Source organism: Acinetobacter sp. HZNU-JH01 (assembly GCF_037996845.1).
Lineage (GTDB): Bacteria > Pseudomonadota > Gammaproteobacteria > Pseudomonadales > Moraxellaceae > Acinetobacter > Acinetobacter haemolyticus.
This window is the reverse complement of the sequence record NZ_JBBMZX010000001.1, coordinates 1,044,314-1,059,980: the sequence shown is the minus strand read 5'-3', so window position 1 is coordinate 1,059,980 and position 15,667 is coordinate 1,044,314. Positions and strand designations below refer to the sequence as shown.

The 15,667-nt window shown below is 39.2% G+C and carries 15 protein-coding genes and 1 pseudogene; 11 read left to right on the top strand and 5 right to left on the bottom strand.

Annotated features, from left to right (window positions below):
• The first annotated feature begins 21 nt into the window (after positions 1-21).
• The 6 genes and pseudogenes from AAC851_RS05035 to AAC851_RS05010 all read left to right on the top strand — a co-directional run bounded on the left by AAC851_RS05035 (position 22) and on the right by AAC851_RS05010 (position 5,345).
• Positions 22-897 (top strand): annotated as a pseudogene (locus AAC851_RS05035) (hypothetical protein).
• Positions 898-1,031: 134 nt separating this feature from the next.
• Positions 1,032-1,394 carry a hypothetical protein gene (locus tag AAC851_RS05030; protein ID WP_026056367.1) on the top strand — a complete coding sequence of 121 codons (363 nt, stop codon included), beginning with the start codon at positions 1,032-1,034 and terminating at the stop codon, positions 1,392-1,394.
• Between the two features lie 115 nt (positions 1,395-1,509).
• Positions 1,510-1,809, top strand: coding sequence for a hypothetical protein (locus tag AAC851_RS05025; protein WP_005091437.1), 300 nt, complete (start codon positions 1,510-1,512; stop codon positions 1,807-1,809).
• 56 nt (positions 1,810-1,865) lie between these two features.
• On the top strand, positions 1,866-2,939 hold the full coding sequence (locus AAC851_RS05020) for a DUF932 domain-containing protein (RefSeq protein ID WP_340600598.1): 1,074 nt from the start codon (positions 1,866-1,868) through the stop codon (positions 2,937-2,939).
• 231 nt (positions 2,940-3,170) lie between these two features.
• On the top strand, positions 3,171-4,298 hold the full coding sequence (locus AAC851_RS05015) for a YqaJ viral recombinase family nuclease (protein ID WP_125503032.1): 1,128 nt from the start codon (positions 3,171-3,173) through the stop codon (positions 4,296-4,298).
• 150 nt (positions 4,299-4,448) lie between these two features.
• A complete protein-coding gene (locus tag AAC851_RS05010; RefSeq protein WP_004880447.1) occupies positions 4,449-5,345 on the top strand; it encodes a recombination directionality factor in 897 nt (298 codons plus the stop codon).
• 103 nt (positions 5,346-5,448) lie between these two features.
• Here AAC851_RS05010 and AAC851_RS05005 read toward each other — a convergent pair whose 3' ends face one another.
• From AAC851_RS05005 to AAC851_RS04995, 3 genes are all read right to left on the bottom strand, one after another.
• On the bottom strand, positions 5,449-5,721 hold the full coding sequence (locus AAC851_RS05005) for a hypothetical protein (RefSeq protein WP_004880446.1): 273 nt from the start codon (positions 5,719-5,721) through the stop codon (positions 5,449-5,451).
• 14 nt (positions 5,722-5,735) lie between these two features.
• Positions 5,736-6,617, bottom strand: coding sequence for a copper resistance D family protein (locus AAC851_RS05000; RefSeq protein ID WP_004880444.1), 882 nt, complete (start codon positions 6,615-6,617; stop codon positions 5,736-5,738).
• 68 nt (positions 6,618-6,685) lie between these two features.
• A complete protein-coding gene (locus AAC851_RS04995; protein ID WP_340600597.1) occupies positions 6,686-7,066 on the bottom strand; it encodes a copper resistance CopC family protein in 381 nt (126 codons plus the stop codon).
• A gap of 281 nt (positions 7,067-7,347) precedes the next feature.
• Between AAC851_RS04995 and AAC851_RS04990 the strand changes: the two genes are divergently transcribed.
• Positions 7,348-9,711: a heavy metal translocating P-type ATPase gene (locus AAC851_RS04990; RefSeq protein ID WP_340600596.1), complete on the top strand. Its 2,364-nt coding sequence runs from the start codon at positions 7,348-7,350 to the stop codon at positions 9,709-9,711.
• A 73-nt stretch (positions 9,712-9,784) separates the two neighbouring features.
• Here the strand turns inward: AAC851_RS04990 and AAC851_RS04985 are convergent, their stop codons facing one another.
• Entirely contained in the window at positions 9,785-11,161 is a 1,377-nt protein-coding gene (locus AAC851_RS04985) for a heavy metal sensor histidine kinase (protein WP_340600595.1), read from the bottom strand.
• Positions 11,151-11,834, bottom strand: coding sequence for a heavy metal response regulator transcription factor (locus tag AAC851_RS04980; RefSeq protein ID WP_075316531.1), 684 nt, complete (start codon positions 11,832-11,834; stop codon positions 11,151-11,153). Before AAC851_RS04980 ends, AAC851_RS04985 begins: the two co-directional genes overlap by 11 nt.
• A gap of 150 nt (positions 11,835-11,984) precedes the next feature.
• Between AAC851_RS04980 and AAC851_RS04975 the strand changes: the two genes are divergently transcribed.
• The 4 genes from AAC851_RS04975 to AAC851_RS04960 all read left to right on the top strand — a co-directional run bounded on the left by AAC851_RS04975 (position 11,985) and on the right by AAC851_RS04960 (position 15,598).
• Positions 11,985-12,335, top strand: coding sequence for a hypothetical protein (locus AAC851_RS04975; protein ID WP_002058521.1), 351 nt, complete (start codon positions 11,985-11,987; stop codon positions 12,333-12,335).
• 88 nt (positions 12,336-12,423) lie between these two features.
• The gene (locus AAC851_RS04970) at positions 12,424-14,223 is read left to right on the top strand and encodes a copper resistance system multicopper oxidase (RefSeq protein ID WP_340600594.1); all 1,800 of its coding nucleotides are present in this window, start codon (positions 12,424-12,426) and stop codon (positions 14,221-14,223) included.
• Positions 14,210-15,091, top strand: a complete 882-nt coding sequence (locus AAC851_RS04965; RefSeq protein ID WP_004658646.1) for a copper resistance protein B — start codon at positions 14,210-14,212, stop codon at positions 15,089-15,091. Before AAC851_RS04970 ends, AAC851_RS04965 begins: the two co-directional genes overlap by 14 nt.
• 111 nt (positions 15,092-15,202) lie before the next feature.
• On the top strand, positions 15,203-15,598 hold the full coding sequence (locus tag AAC851_RS04960) for a hypothetical protein (RefSeq protein WP_340600593.1): 396 nt from the start codon (positions 15,203-15,205) through the stop codon (positions 15,596-15,598).
• The last annotated feature ends 69 nt before the right edge of the window (positions 15,599-15,667 follow it).

The window sequence follows — 15,667 nt, the reverse complement described above, 5'->3', positions numbered from 1 at the left end:
AAGATGAAGAGTGAAAAAATAATGATGGACTTTAATCAATGTAAACAACAGTTTCCGCAGTTAGATTTATTACAGGCTGACCCCGCTATTTTCCTAGCACCCCAGATTCCTATGAATAAGATTCTAGGTGCAATGAGCTATTTGCCTCCTAGGACTAAGCCTGAAGAAGTATTGCTTTTGGTCGATGAAACGGTATTTGGTCAGGGCAAGAATGGATTGTGTCTGACAACGCAAGGCATCTATTTCAAGGAAGCCTTTGCCAATGCAAATGTCTATCCAATGAAAGCAATCACTTCAGTGGGTTATTCAATGGGAATGCTCAGTAAGCAGTTAGTGATCAATAGCACCGCTAAAGTGACTTTGGCTCAGCCTGAAAAAGCAGGGCTACGGCTATTGGCAGATTTCCTAAACCAATATTGTGCGCTTCATAAAACCCTGACTGATTCATTGTCATCTGTATCTACGCAGCAACAATCTCAACAAAGCCAACCCACAACGATCGCAAACCTACAGCCAATCATCAAACTGTATGCCTACTTATTACTGGGCTAGCGAGGTGAGTGGAGCAATCAGGTGAGGGCGTTGATGCAACAGTTATTTGATCGTGAATTTGTCCATCCACAGGATCAGGCATTCCTTGGGAAGTTGATGCAACAAGATCAGCAGTTTGATTTTTTTGACCTACTTGATGAAGTCTCTGCGATTCAAAACAGCCTGTCACCCCAACTATGTCAGAGCCTGCTTGAAGAAGTACTGGTGTTGATGGAAAAAAGGAACTTTGAAGTTGAAACAGCGCGGAACCATTTCTTTCAGATCAGTACCGCTTTAAATGTTGATCAGGCAACTGCCACGAGCATTCTTGCGCAGTTCCCAGCATTTATAACAGGGAACACTTAATCAAATTAAAGAAATTTCAAATACATATTACCTCTGTGAAGACCCAGTACCCAGCCCAGACACAAGCGGACTTGGTGCTGATTAACATTAAAGAAGCTAAACCGAATAAAGGAAAAATAATTGTGAAACGATTAATGAAATTGATACTACCTACATTAATTACCCTACCACTGATGCTGACAGGATGTGGTTCGAGTTTTAATCCTGATGTATTGGAAGTGAATTTAAATACAGAATATAGCCCAGGAGGGTTATACGATCGAACCTATGTGATTCTCACCATTCGTTCTATCGATGCTGAGCCAATCGCGGTGACCAACGTCAATGTAAATAATGGACGTTGCAGTTACACAGGTCGATACAATGATCCAATCAAGCTACCTGCCTATTTCCAGATTGGGCAATCCCTACAGCTTTACCTCAGATGTTCCTACGATGCTGTGGTAAAAGTTGATATTGAGACGGATCAAGGCTCAGCAAGCTATAGCTTTAAATAACAAAACGAAAGCAGACATATCAACCATGCCCAAGAGGCATGGTTTTTTTATGCCTGAAAATCCCAAGATTTAGACATAAAAATCAATATTCACATTCACTGAAAGGACTTTCGTGATGAGCACCGTACATTGTCCTTATTGCCATTCTGAACAGGTGATTCTCAGAGAATCTCAGCCGAATGGTCCACAGTATTTTGAAAAAATCCTAGATGCATTTTCACCACCCGCAATGGCCGCACTGGGGATCAAACTGGCAAAAGAGGCAGGTATCCCTCCGTATATCGGTGGGCTGATTGGAGTGGTAGTCGGTGGAACACTGGTTATGGTCAGTCAGCATTATTTCTATCGTCATTATAAATCTGCGCAACATTACCACTGTCTGCAATGCGGACAGGACTTTGCTGTGGCTGACTAAGCATCATTCAATTTTATTGTTTTAAACAACATCACTTTTATACAGGAATCATCTCTATGGCACATTTAGTTGAAAACATGGCATTTGTAGGACAAACCCCTTGGCATGGACTAGGCAACCAACTCACGCCCAATCAACCGATTGAAGTCTGGGCCAAACAAGCAGGCATGGATTGGCGTATTGAATCTTCAAATGTCAGTTATATGGCTGAAAACCATAAACAACAAAACCTAATCTTGCCTTATCAAGAGCAACGCGTGTTGTATCGCTCTGATACGCATGAACCTTTATCCGTGGTCAGTCAACGCTTTCAAGAGGTTCAGCCCAAAGAGATTCTAGAGTTTTACCGTGATCTGACTGAGCAATCAGGTTTTGAACTGGAAACTGCTGGGGTGCTTAAAGGCGGTAAGAAATTCTGGGCATTGGCTAAGACAGGACAAACATCTGCCTTAAAAGGAAAGGATGTGAGTAATGGCTATATTCTATTAGCTACTGCTTGTGATGGAACCTTAGCGACCACCGCCCAATTCACCTCTATTCGTGTGGTCTGTAACAACACGCTTGCGATTGCCCTGAAAGCACAAAACGCTGGATCGAACAACACGGGCGTAGTCAAAGTTCCACACAGTACTCGCTTTGATGCAGAGAAAGTCAAACATCAACTCGGTATTTCAGTGCGTGCATGGGATGAACACATGTATGAAATGAAGCAACTGAGTCAACGTAAAGTGACGCAACAAGAAGCAGCCGCTTACTTTGATGCAGTGTTTAACAACAGCAATCTGAGTGTGGCAGATCAAGAGGACAGTATCATTCAATACTATCGCAATGCAGCACTACCCAAAGCAACTATTCCCGTAACACCGAGCATCAATAAATCCGAAAATAAAACTGAACCCAATGGACGTGCGATGTCAAAAGTGATGACCATGTTTAACGGGCATGGACGTGGCGCAGAACTGAGTTCAGCCAAAGATACGGCCTATGGTTTGCTATGCGCCATTACCGAGTTCACCGACCATGAACGTCGAGCGATGAGTACCGATCATCGACTGGATTCAGCATGGTTTGGGGCAGGGGCTGCAATTAAACAACGTGGTTTGGAACAGGCTCTACGCATGTTGGCTTAGCCTTACTTAGTCCAACCAATATCAGATCCACGTCAATTCCCTCAAAATCTATACCCACCATAGTGACTCAAATTTCAGCTTCATTTAAGTTTTCACCATTAGCCTAAGCCAGTGGTTATACGATAGCCGCAGTGCAAGACCCTTCGCCACTCTCAGAGGTGGCTTTTTTATGCCTGAAATTTAGCGGTTGCTGTGGTGACGATACTTTATTTAAAAAGGAATCTCGCCATTATGAATAGTCATCATCATATTCAAAACGCATTAAACCAACCCCCATTACAAGCCTACTCACCGAATATCAATCCATCCACTTCACAGGTGGAAGTGGGCACTCGAACCAAACGTGACCGACCCAATAAACAGCCAAGAAAATCCAAAACACCCACTGCCAAACGCCTTGCCAACACCAAGCAACTCAACTATCAACAATGGCTTGAAATCCGCAAACAGGGCATTGGCAGTAGTGATGCTGCAACCGCATGCGGACTCAATCCCTATATGTCGATGCTTGAATTATGGATGATCAAAACCGATCGGATGCAACAAAACATTGAAGACGAGAGTGCAGGCTATGCACCGTTGTACTGGGGCAAACAACTTGAACCCTTGGTGGCTGAATACTACAGCATGCACACCAACAACAAAGTCCGTCGTGTCAATGCAGTATTACAACACCCTGATGAAGACAAACATTTTATGCTCGCCAATTTGGACTATGCCATTGTCAGTAATGAAGAAGTTCAAATATTAGAGTGTAAAACTGTCGGAGAATATGGTGCAAAACTCTGGCGAGATGGCGTACCACTGTATGTGCTGTGCCAAGTACAACATCAACTCGCTGTCACAGGCAAACAAGCCGCGCATATCTGTGCCTTGATCTGTGGGCATGAAACTAAAATCTATAAAGTGACCCGTAATGAAACGGTGATCCAGCACATCATTAATGCGGAGCGTCACTTCTGGCAATGTGTTGAATCGGGTATTCCACCGAGTGTCGATGCCTCGGATTCAGCAGCCAAAGCACTACAACAACTCTATCCTGAACAGATTCCATTATTAGTCGAAGACCTCAGCCAAAATGAACAGGCCAACTACCTCTTTAACCAACTGTTAGAAGAGCGACATAGGCTTGAACAGCATCAACAGTATTTCGATGAACTTAAACATCAAATACAAATGCTGATGAAAGATGCGGAACGTGCGGTATTTACAGGAGGCTCAGTGACGTGGAAGAAGGCACAAGACGCCACCACCTTAAATAGTAAAGCGTTACTGAAACAACATCCTGAATATCTACAGCAATTCCCACAAATCAAAGTAGGGACACGAAGATTTCAGATTTATCCGAATGGTGGATAGGCCAAATACACATTCCAGCATTTATTTCCCAACAACGCATCAATCACCATAGCCACATCAAATAACCCGATCCCATACCTCAACAGATATGGGATTTTTTTATGCGCAAAATTTAAACATCACTTCAACACCTATATAGAGGACATCACCATGATTAAAGGTTTAGCAATCACACCACCCGTTTTAGGTCGTATCAGTATTGGTAAGATCGTGGAAAAGAACGGAAAGCGCGTCCCTGAAAAGGATGATCAATTTACCATTACCAGCCAAATTCAAGGAAAGGATGGGTGGATCAAGCATCCCTTGGATGAACAACTCCGAGCTAAAGCACCCAATCAAAAACTCAGAACCATTCCAGTGCGGATGATCTTCAATGATCCCGAACTGAGTCTACGGGCAGAGTACAGCCTATTTGACCGCCAAACAGGACGCTTAATCTGTTCAGGCAATGGAGAAACTTGCCAGCGACTTGGACAAAATGGGATTGAGCAACATCCATGTCCATCCCCTGATTTATGTCCATTGGCACAAGGTGGACTGTGTAAGCCTTACGGGAGACTTTACGTCAATTTAGACGAATCCGATGAGTTCGGTACCTTCATCTTTAGAACCACAGGTTTTAATAGCATCCGCACTCTGGCAGCGCGATTACGTTATTACAGCTCGGCTTCAGGTGATTTACTTTCATGCCTACCTTTGCAACTTACTCTCAGAGGCAAAAGTACCACGCAAAGTTACCGTACTCCGATTTACTACGTGGACTTGACCTTACGTGATGGTGTCAATTTGCAGGAAGCGATTAGCAATGCCAAGCAAATCAGTGAACAAAGCAAAGCAGCAGGGTTCTATCAAGAGGCATTGGATCAAGTAGCGAGGATAGGTTATGGCAATGCCAGCTTTGAGGTGGGAGGTGAGGAAGGGATGGACATTGTTGAGGAGTTTTATACGGAGGATTCCAAACCAGAACAGCGTAAGCAAACGCATGACCTGAATCATGTTCAGGATATTCAGAAAGGGTTGCAGCAGTCGGTGCAGGCTTTGAATTAAATACTGTTGGGGGCTAAGAAGCCCCCAACAGTAATATTGCTACTATTTTTTATTAAAAAATTTGAACTACTTATTGAATCAATAAACATTACTTAAGTATCGTTTATTTGGAGGGCGGTAGTACGTTAGGCTTTTGTAACATTAATCCATTTATAACTTTTTGTTGTCTACTATCCTCATTACGTAGTTGTTTATCTTTGGAATGATGGTCATCTTTATTCTCATCAACTTTGGTATCGCCATGGTTATGATCAGTAATATTACGTAAATCAGTATCATCTAAGGAGCGAATCGTTTTTGAAGTGCTAGGTTCAGCCCAAGATATTGTATTTAAAAATATGAGAAATAATAAATTGTACTTCATCCATGAAGTCATAGCGTGATCCTTTTTTACTCAATACCGACTACAGTGGTGATATAACCAGTGGCTAAAAGAATTGATAGACCTAATGACATCTCAAATAAAATGGCATAGCCCAATTGTTTCGCAAATTTCGGGTCTTGTAAGCGAGGTGTGAAATACCATTTGTTAAAGGCTGCTAACAATAAAATACTTAGGACAAATAATATTTTAATAATAAATCCATGCCCATAAGGTGTATTGATTAGAGTATTAAAATCTTTAAAGAGTAATAAAGCAATACTAAGACCACAAGCGATGAGTATTCCTACAATAAAGGCTGCTATTTGCCCAAATAGATGCATACGTTCTTTAAGTGGTAAGCCATTAATTTTTTTGCTTGTTTTCCATAATGGATAAAGCGACCCCATCCATAAGGACATTACAAGTACATGTATTGTTAACAAAGCTTGAGCGAAAAAGGGTAAATTCGTGACGTGTCCGAGTTGTGAAAAACTTAAAACGATTGGTGTGAGCAGTATGGTAAAGATTGCTCCTTCAGTTTTGGAAATATCAATCGTCCCTTTACTAAGTTTGACTATCATAAATATGAGTAAAAGTGCAAAACTGATTGATCGAATGATATAGACATGTCCAGTAGGAGTATTGACTAGTATATTTATATAGTTGCTATCCCACATACCTGAAAGGCCAGTGTTGGCAAAACTTCCTATAAGAATGAAGAAGCCGAGAACACTTGAAAAAAGACCTAATCCTGTACCAATAGTTATGTATTTGAGAATAGTTCCCTTTATTTCAACATAACGTCCAAGTAAGAAATAGCAGAAAGCACCACCTATAATAAATGCAATCCCTAAATATAGAATGACTTTAACCAACCATGTTGCGTATATCCAAGTCTCAGGAATCATATTTTTCTCCCACAGTTATAGCCAACGTGTAAGCAAGCTGCTTGCATGTTGGCTATTTGCATTTATTGTTATTTTACCGATTTAATAGTGAAATTATATTCACCATTCATGTTATGGCCATCGGTACCCATTGTGGTCCAAACCACCGTATATTTTCCTTTTTTTAGTTTTGGAACCGCTACGTCAAATGATTTTTTCATATCATGAGTTATTTGGTAGTTCAAAGGGATATCCTTACGTTGGGCATCAAGTAACTTAACGTTCATTAGCATGACTTCTTCACCAAAATTGAGTGTTATGTTTTTTGGTTGACTTGCTACAGAAGCATTGATCGCAGGAATTGCACTTTCAAGTTTCACGTGTGCAAATGCACTTGAAGCAGTAACAATCAGTGTTACACCTACGAGAGTGTTACGTAGAGCTGACATTTTATTTTTGAAAATTTTCATTTCTTCATCCTCTTTAAATTAATCTTGGGCTCAGTAATGACCGAATGAAATGCATCAATTGGTTGCTTGGTCATCACCTTTCTCATGCTTATTATTAAAGGATGAGAGAAACATCCCGATGACTTCAAAATTACATTTTTGTCATTTTAAAAATTAAAAAACCACAAGTGGTACACTGGCTTTAAAGAAAACAATGATCACTAAACAAACTAATAAGAGGGAGTCTATTTCCATCTTAATGAAATTATTAATTTAAAAAATTAAATATGAAGGAGGCTTTTATGGACCATCATCATGAAAACAAAGTACTCAATAACAGACTTACTGACCCTGTCTGTGGTATGACAGTTACAGAAGCATCCAAGTTTTATGAAGAAGTTAAAAATAGAACTTTTTACTTTTGTAGTGAGAAATGCCACATAAAGTTTAAAAGTGATCCTCATTTTTATATTACTAAAGTTGAGAATGTAGTTACGTTAAAAGAACCACAAAAGAGGGATGGTGAGGATTCAAATGAAGTTAATCAGCCTGCTCATGTTAATACCTTCACGATATACACTTGTCCAATGCATCCTGAAATTAGACAGAACCATGCGGGAAATTGTCCGATCTGTGGTATGTCGTTAGAGCCTTTACTTCCTGACTTAGATGACGCTGATAAAAACCCAGAACTCAAGAATTTTAAGCATAGATTTTGGTGGACCTTACCGCTAACCATTATTGTAGTTTTCTTAGCAATGTTTGGTCATCAATTGAACTGGTTCGAAATGCAGGTGCAAAGCTGGATTGAACTGGTACTGACTTTACCAATTGTTTTGTGGGCAGGAATGCCATTTTTTGTGAGATGTTGGCAGTCAATCCTTAATCGGAGTCCAAATATGTGGACCTTGATTGGAATTGGTACAGGAGCTGCTTTTATATACAGCCTTGTTGGAACAATAGTACCTCAAGTATTTCCAGACTCATTTGTATCTATGGGGCGTGTTGCTGTGTATTTTGAGGCCACAGCAGCCATTATTTCGCTGACCTTATTAGGCCAAGTTCTTGAGTTGAAAGCTCGATCACAGACCTCGGCAGCAATTAAATCTTTACTTGGGCTAGCACCTAAGACTGCAAGAAAAATAAATGACGATGGTAAAGAAGAAGATATTCCTCTTTCCCATGTACATGTTGGAGATTTGCTCCGAGTACGACCAGGTGAAAAGGTCCCTGTTGATGGAGTTGTTACTGAAGGGTCAAGTTCTATTGATGAATCAATGTTAACAGGAGAACCTGTTCCCGTTACAAAACGTGAAGGCGATCAAGTAATAGGTGCAACAATAAATATGAATGGTTCATTAGTAATGCGTTCAGAAAAGGTTGGATCTTCAACGGTACTGTCTCAGATCGTACAAATGGTATCGCAAGCTCAACGTTCTAAAGCGCCGATGCAAAGAATGGCAGATCATGTTGCAGGTTGGTTTGTTATGGTAGTTATTGCTATTTCTGTGCTTACATTTTTTGGTTGGGGGGTATTTGGCCCAGAGCCTAGTTGGGTTTACGGGTTAATTAATGCTGTCGCAGTGTTAATTATTGCTTGCCCATGTGCTTTAGGCTTAGCGACACCTATGTCAATTATGGTGGCAACAGGTCGTGGTGCATCGAATGGTGTACTTTTTCGTGATGCAGCTGCAATAGAAAATTTACGTAAGATTGATACTTTAATTATTGATAAGACAGGTACTTTAACTGAAGGCCAACCCTCATTCGATAAGGTTATCGCTCTTTCGGGCTATGAAGAAAATGAGGTACTTCGGTTAGCAGCTAGTCTGGATCAGGGGAGTGAACACCCTTTAGCTGATGCAATCGTACGTGCTGCCCGTGAAAGAAATCTTGTACTGTCTAGACCAACATCTTTTGAATCTGGCTCTGGGATTGGTGTTAAAGGAGAGTTAAATGGACAACAATTATCTCTTGGTAATACAGCATTAATGGAACAGCTGGGAATATCAGTTAAAGCATTTGTTCCCGAAGCTGAAAAGTTAAGAGCCGAAGGTGCAAGTGTCATGCATTTAGCTGTGGATGGAAAACTGATAGGGTTAATAGCTGTTTCAGATCCAATCAAAGCAAGTACACCTGAGGCTGTTCTTTCATTAAAAGATTCCGGTCTAAGAATCGTAATGGCTACTGGTGATGGATTAACAACAGCTAAGTCTGTTGGCGCTAGATTAGGTATTGATGAGGTTTATGGTGAGGTTAAACCCGCAGATAAATTAGAATTGGTTAAGAAATTGCAAAAAGAAGGAAGAGTGGTTGCGATGGCTGGTGATGGGATCAATGATGCCCCAGCTTTAGCTCAGGCTGATATCGGAATTGCAATGGGTACAGGAACAGATGTAGCAATGAATAGTGCCCAAGTTACTTTGGTAAAAGGTGACTTACGTGGTATTGAAATTGCTCGTTCTTTATCAGAGGCAACTGTTAAAAATATGAAACAAAACTTGATGTTTGCTTTCCTCTATAATGGATTAGGTATCCCTTTGGCTGCTGGTGTACTGTATCCATTTACTGGCTGGTTACTCTCGCCTATGATCGCAGCATTAGCAATGAGCCTAAGCTCAGCATCGGTAATTGGTAATGCTTTACGACTACGTAGCCAAAACTAAGTTTTTCTGACTACTCATTATTTTTAACTATTAAAGATGAGTAGTCAGTAGTTGTTTATTTTTATATAAGTGATTAATTTTTAAAAATAATTTTAAAAATTATACGTCCGTTATTATAGTCTGCTTGAATTGTTGCGCCATGTACATCAAGAATGGATTTGGTAATTGCTAGCCCTAAGCCAGTACCTTCCTCAACTCGCTGTCTGGAAGCATCTGTTCTATAAAAACGGTCAAATAATCGATTTAGCTGGTCTGATGATAAAGGTGAGCTTTCATTCTCAATTGTAAAAACAGTTTTATCAAAGCTTTGTTGGCAATTGATTTTGATCACTGAATCTGTTTTTCCATATTTGATCGCATTTGATAATAGATTACTGAGTGCTCGACGTAACATTGAAGGATCGCCATTTACATAACCTAGACCAGTTTGTTCTAAAGTCATTTTCTTTTCAGAAGCAATAGCATCATAAAAGTCAAATAAAGCTGAAATTTCTTTGACCAAATCAATTCTTTGTAAGTTTGGTAAATGCAAACCGTGTTCGGCTTTGGCAAGGAATAACATATCTGAAACCATCCGAGCTAAACGTTCAAACTCTTCTAAGTTAGAAAAGAGAACTTCCTGATAAGTATTGATATCTCTACTACGGGATAAACATACTTGGGTTTGAGTCATCAAATTATTAATAGGTGTGCGAATTTCATGAGCAAGATCAGATGAGAAGTCTGATAATTTCTCTACAGCAGATTCCAGTCTATCTAACATATCGTTAAAAGCTATGGCTAAGGATCTAAGCTCTGTTGGCGTGTTTTCGACTTCTAAGCGTTCAGAAAGATGTTGAGCAGATATACCTTCTGCCACTTTTGCCATTTTTTGAACTGGGCGTAACCCTCGCCATGCTGCGAACCACCCTAAGAACATTAAACAAATTGTACCCACAAATCCAATGTATAGAAGTTGACGTCTAAAGTCATTTAAGAAATGTAGATGCTCAGAAGTATCGATGCCAACGACAATTTGAGCTGACATAATTGAGTCTTGATGATTAAAAGACTTTGTATAAATTAAACCACGGTAGGTTTTATTTTGAATGCTCCATTCAACCCAAGGCTTTCGTTTTGATTTATTGAGTGTTTGGGTATGAATGGTGGATGGTGCTGAACTAAAAATAATTTGACCCGTTGGTCGTTCAATTTGAACAATTAGATCATGATGACCAACTAAGGCATCTTTTAAATATAAATTCAATTCTTGAGAATTAGAAGGATTCTGTTCTAATAGATTCTCTATAAGTTGAATTTTACCTTCTAATTGAGTTCGGTCTTGAGCTTCGAAATGATGCATTACGAGTTGATGAATAACTAGTCCCATAATCATTAGAATGATTACGGTAGATAGAGAAAAAATAATAGCTATACGAAAGCTGATTGCATTAAACAATTTACGAGTCATCTTCAACCTCTAGAACATAACCCATTCCCCGTATGTTCTGGATTAGCTTAGGGCTAAAGTTACTGTCAATTTTACTTCTCAAACGTTTAATAGCGACTTCTACGACGTTGGTATCACTATCAAAATTCATATCCCAAATTTGAGAAGCTATGAGTGCGCGAGGTAAAATTTCACCACGTCTACGCATAAATAATTCCATCAGCGCGAATTCTTTAGCTGTTAAGTCAATACGTTGCCCAGCGCGAGTGACGCGGCGTTTACGAAGATCAAGTTCAAGATCAGCAATTGTAATAAGGTTACTATCTTCTTTTTGTTGTCCCCGTCGGAGTAAGCTTTTAATTCGTGCTAATAACTCAGCAAAAGCAAAAGGCTTGACTAGATAATCATCAGCACCTAAATCCAAGCCTTTCACACGATCTTCAATTTGATCACGTGCTGAAAGAAAAAGAATAGGCATAGTTTTGCCACTTTTTCGGATATCATAAATGATATCCCAACCATCTAGCTTTGGAAGCATCACATCTAAAATGATGAGGTCATATTCTTCGGAAAGCGCTTGATGTTTACCAGATAATCCATCCGTTACCCAATCCGTTATATACCCAGCTTCAGATAGACCTTGTTTAAGGTAGTCACCGGTTTTTTGTTCATCTTCAACTAGTAAGATTCTCATTGATAAAAATCCCATATCACTCATTAAGAACATAATAACGTTATAAATACGTGATTCGTTGTAGATTACAAAAATGTCATTTTCATGTCACATAGATGTTCAGTGGTAGCCTTTAAGGTATTTGTATAAAGTTAATTTTTGGAGCAAAACATGAAAACTCTATTCCGTCGTAGCTTAACTACACTTATGTGTATTGGAACTTTAATTGCAGGAACTCAGTCTTGGGCAGCCGATGCTAAACAGGGAACCACTGTAGTCACTGAAACTAAAGCGGACTCAAAAATGTCAGAGAAATGCCAAAAACCTTGTAATATGAAGAATGATGAGAAAACCCAACAGGATCATAGTCAGCATGAGCATGGCAATATGGCTGATATGTCTCAGATGGATCACTCTAAGATGATGAATATGGATCAGTCTAAAATGGGTAATATGGATCATTCAAATATGATGAACATGGACCACTCAAAGATGAACATGTCAAATACATCAAATAAATAACAAATACGATAAATGAAAGATTGGGGAGATTAAAGCGAATAATTGGTTTGCTTGAGCTCCCCATCTTTATATTAGATAGGTGAAATAAATGTCTAAAAAATTAAGTCATGTCCTTTTAATAGGAGTTGGTTTATTTTCATCAACTTGGGTAATGGCGGCAGTTAAAGAATATGATTTAACAATCGCTGAACAAACTGTAAATATCACAGGAAAACCAGTTGAGAGAATTACTGTAAATGGTAAATTCGTTGCACCACTTCTTGAATTTGAAGAAGGTGATGAGGCCGTTATCCGTGTTCACAATAAGTTAAAAAATCAGGACTCTTCAATCCATTGGCATGGCTTATTATTACCTGGAATTATGGATGGTGTACCTGGATTTAACAAATTTAATGGCATTGCCCCTAATAAAACTTATGAATATAAGTTTAAAGTCCGCCAAAATGGTACTTATTGGTATCATTCACATAGTAAAGGACAAGAACAAGACGGTTTATATGGTGCTTTTGTTATTTATCCTAAAGATAAAACTCCACTAACAGCTGCTGAAAAAACCGATAAAGATTACGTTGTTTTGCTTTCTGATTTTCATAATTCGACAAGTGATCAAATTATGAAAAATCTTAAAAAAGAAGCAGACTACTATCAGAACCGCCGCGAAACAGTATTCGATGTATTAAAACAAGTTAAACGTGATGGGCTAAAAGCGACTTGGCAAGACCGTTCTATGTGGAATCAGATGCGAATGCTGAAAACAGATATGTCCGATGTGACTGGTTATACATTTTTAATGAATGGCAAGACACCTCAGCAAAATTGGACGGGTAACTTCAAAGCTGGTGAAAAAGTTCGCCTTCGTTTTATTAATGCTTCCGCTATGTCATTCTTTGATGTACGCATTCCAAACCTAAAAATGACTGTAGTCAGTGCTGATGGTCAACCTGTAAAGCCCGTTCCTGTAGATGAGTTCCGTATTGGTACTGCTGAAACTTATGATGTCATTGTGGAACCAAAACAAGCACATTACCAAATTGAAGCTGAATCTATTGATCGTACTGGTTTTTCGGTTGGAACCTTACATGATGAAAATACCTTACCTGTAAAACAAATTGAGATGCCTAAACCTCGTCCTCGCTCTTTATTGACTATGGAAGATATGGGGATGGATCATGACATGTCTTCAATGCAAGGTATGAATCATGATATGTCTTCTATGAAAGGTATGGATCATGATATGTCTTCTATGAAAGGTATGGATCACGATATGTCTTCTATGAAAGGTATGAATCATGATATGCCGATGAATAGCACTACTGTTAAGTCGGCTTCAGACAAGAATGATAATACCGTATTTGGATGGGCAAATGCTTCAACACCCGTTGGTCAAAAAGCACTCCAGTATAGTGATTTACAATCTTTAAACCCTCAACCAGATACTCGTGCCCCTGAACGTGAAATGGAAATCCGTCTTGGTGGGAATATGGAGCGCTACATTTGGACAATTAATGGTAAGAAGTTTAATGAAACAGAACCATTCAAAGTGAAATATGGGGAACGTATACGCTTGAAATTTGTGAATGACAGTATGATGGCTCACCCAATGCACTTGCACGGTATGTTTATGCAGCTTGAAAATGGTCAAGATCCAAGTAATATGCCAAATAAACACACGATCATTGTGCCACCAGGGAAAACAGTTACAACTTTACTTACTGCTGATGAATTAGGTGAATGGGCTATCCACTGCCATTTGTTATATCACATGGCAGCTGGAATGATGAACAAACTCATTGTGGCAAATGTAGATAGCAATGATGTTGATTCAAAAAGTATCGTTGCCCAACCCCATGCAAATGATAAGGGAGTGAATCAACATGCAAACCACTAAAAAACTTTTTTCAAAAACACTTTTATCAGTTGCTTTAATTGGTTTAGCAGGTATGGCATTTGCTAATGATAATTCGACTGAAAATCTAAATAAGAGTACGTCAAGTATGAATGTGCTTTTAAAAGAAGCTGGAGGATTAGGCTATGTTGAACGTAATGCTGCTCAAAGTACTTCAAAAGGCAAATTAGCTCTTAGCCAAAATCATGATAAACATCTGAACGAGCATGGTGGACAGATTTACCAAACAACTAAATTTTCCAATGAGTGGGTAATTGATAACGATGGTAAGGGTAGTTTAGGTTCTAGTTTCGAAACATTGATTGGAACAGATGAGAATCGAGTATTTGTTGAAGCCAATCTGAATAAAGCAGAGAGTAATGATCCCAATTATGATGTGTCTGCACTTTATAGCCGTAATGTAGCACCATTTTGGGATGTACAAGCTGGTCTAAGATACAGCGAGGATAAAAATAACAAGAACAGCGATCGAGTCGATGGTGTCGTTGGTATATTAGGTCTTGCTCCTTATTTCTTTGAGACCAAAGCTTACCTTTATGGTGGAAAAGACAACTTCTGGGGAGCTAGTTTTGATTTCGACCGTGATTTATTACTCACTCAAAAGTTGATTACTCAGCCATATATTGAAGCAGATGTTGTGTTTAATGATAATTCTGACTTTGCATCAAAGACGGGGTTGTCAGAATTGAAGACAGGTATTAAAACTCGTTATGAGATTACCAAACGTATCAGACCATTTGTTGATATAGCCTATCAATATGAGAAAGGAAAAAAATCAACTCCTTTTCAAGAAGCAACAGATTCTGAAAAGGGATGGCTATATGGTGCAGGTATTGAATTAGTTTTTTAATTTGTCTCGATATTAAAATAGCAGCCTTAAGGCTGCTATTTTAATGAATAAAATTGCTAATTTTTTCTAAATATGTAAAAGTAAAAAAGCTTAAATTTTGGTCATGACATTATGCAGTGGTTAAAAACATGCCTATCGCTGTTTTTATCGTTTGCTATCCTTTTAGTAGGATCGGCTGCTGCTGCTTCGTCTGTACATAAGCGGTGTTTAATGCCATCTGAACAGATGAAATCCATGCAAATGGAAGCATCTCAAAACCAGGATATGATGCATACCGACTGTATGAAAGTTGAAGCAAAGGTCAAAAAAACGCTACATGATCCTTCCTGTATGTCTGAGCAAGATTGCATTATGTCTTTTGCCAAAATTGCGTACGCCAGTGATCCTCAAAGCATTTTGCACTCAACGGTATTCTCACCCGTAGAGCGATCAGTCTTTTATTTTCCAGATCAAAACCTTCCTGCTCCTTTTCCTTCTGTTCTCTGGAAACCCCCACGCTCTATCTAATTTAATGATTCATCGTCATTCATAGCATTTTTATGGATGTTCTGCGCGTGCGCGTGTATATCATTTTAG

Bases quoted from the DNA above. Each gene is read 5' to 3' on its own strand.
- AAC851_RS05030 (WP_026056367.1), top strand. From the start codon at position 1,032: ATGAAATTGATACTACCTACATTAATTACCCTACCACTGATGCTGACA.
- AAC851_RS04965 (WP_004658646.1), top strand. From the start codon at position 14,210: ATGCAAACCACTAAAAAACTTTTTTCAAAAACACTTTTATCAGTTGCT.
- AAC851_RS04990 (WP_340600596.1), top strand. From the start codon at position 7,348: ATGGACCATCATCATGAAAACAAAGTACTCAATAACAGACTTACTGAC.
- AAC851_RS05000 (WP_004880444.1), bottom strand. From the start codon at position 6,617: ATGATTCCTGAGACTTGGATATACGCAACATGGTTGGTTAAAGTCATT.
- AAC851_RS04975 (WP_002058521.1), top strand. From the start codon at position 11,985: ATGAAAACTCTATTCCGTCGTAGCTTAACTACACTTATGTGTATTGGA.
- AAC851_RS05010 (WP_004880447.1), top strand. From the start codon at position 4,449: ATGATTAAAGGTTTAGCAATCACACCACCCGTTTTAGGTCGTATCAGT.
- AAC851_RS04980 (WP_075316531.1), bottom strand. From the start codon at position 11,834: ATGAGAATCTTACTAGTTGAAGATGAACAAAAAACCGGTGACTACCTT.
- AAC851_RS04970 (WP_340600594.1), top strand. From the start codon at position 12,424: ATGTCTAAAAAATTAAGTCATGTCCTTTTAATAGGAGTTGGTTTATTT.
- AAC851_RS05020 (WP_340600598.1), top strand. From the start codon at position 1,866: ATGGCACATTTAGTTGAAAACATGGCATTTGTAGGACAAACCCCTTGG.
- AAC851_RS05015 (WP_125503032.1), top strand. From the start codon at position 3,171: ATGAATAGTCATCATCATATTCAAAACGCATTAAACCAACCCCCATTA.
- AAC851_RS04995 (WP_340600597.1), bottom strand. From the start codon at position 7,066: ATGAAAATTTTCAAAAATAAAATGTCAGCTCTACGTAACACTCTCGTA.
- AAC851_RS05025 (WP_005091437.1), top strand. From the start codon at position 1,510: ATGAGCACCGTACATTGTCCTTATTGCCATTCTGAACAGGTGATTCTC.
- AAC851_RS04985 (WP_340600595.1), bottom strand. From the start codon at position 11,161: ATGACTCGTAAATTGTTTAATGCAATCAGCTTTCGTATAGCTATTATT.
- AAC851_RS04960 (WP_340600593.1), top strand. From the start codon at position 15,203: ATGCAGTGGTTAAAAACATGCCTATCGCTGTTTTTATCGTTTGCTATC.
- AAC851_RS05005 (WP_004880446.1), bottom strand. From the start codon at position 5,721: ATGACTTCATGGATGAAGTACAATTTATTATTTCTCATATTTTTAAAT.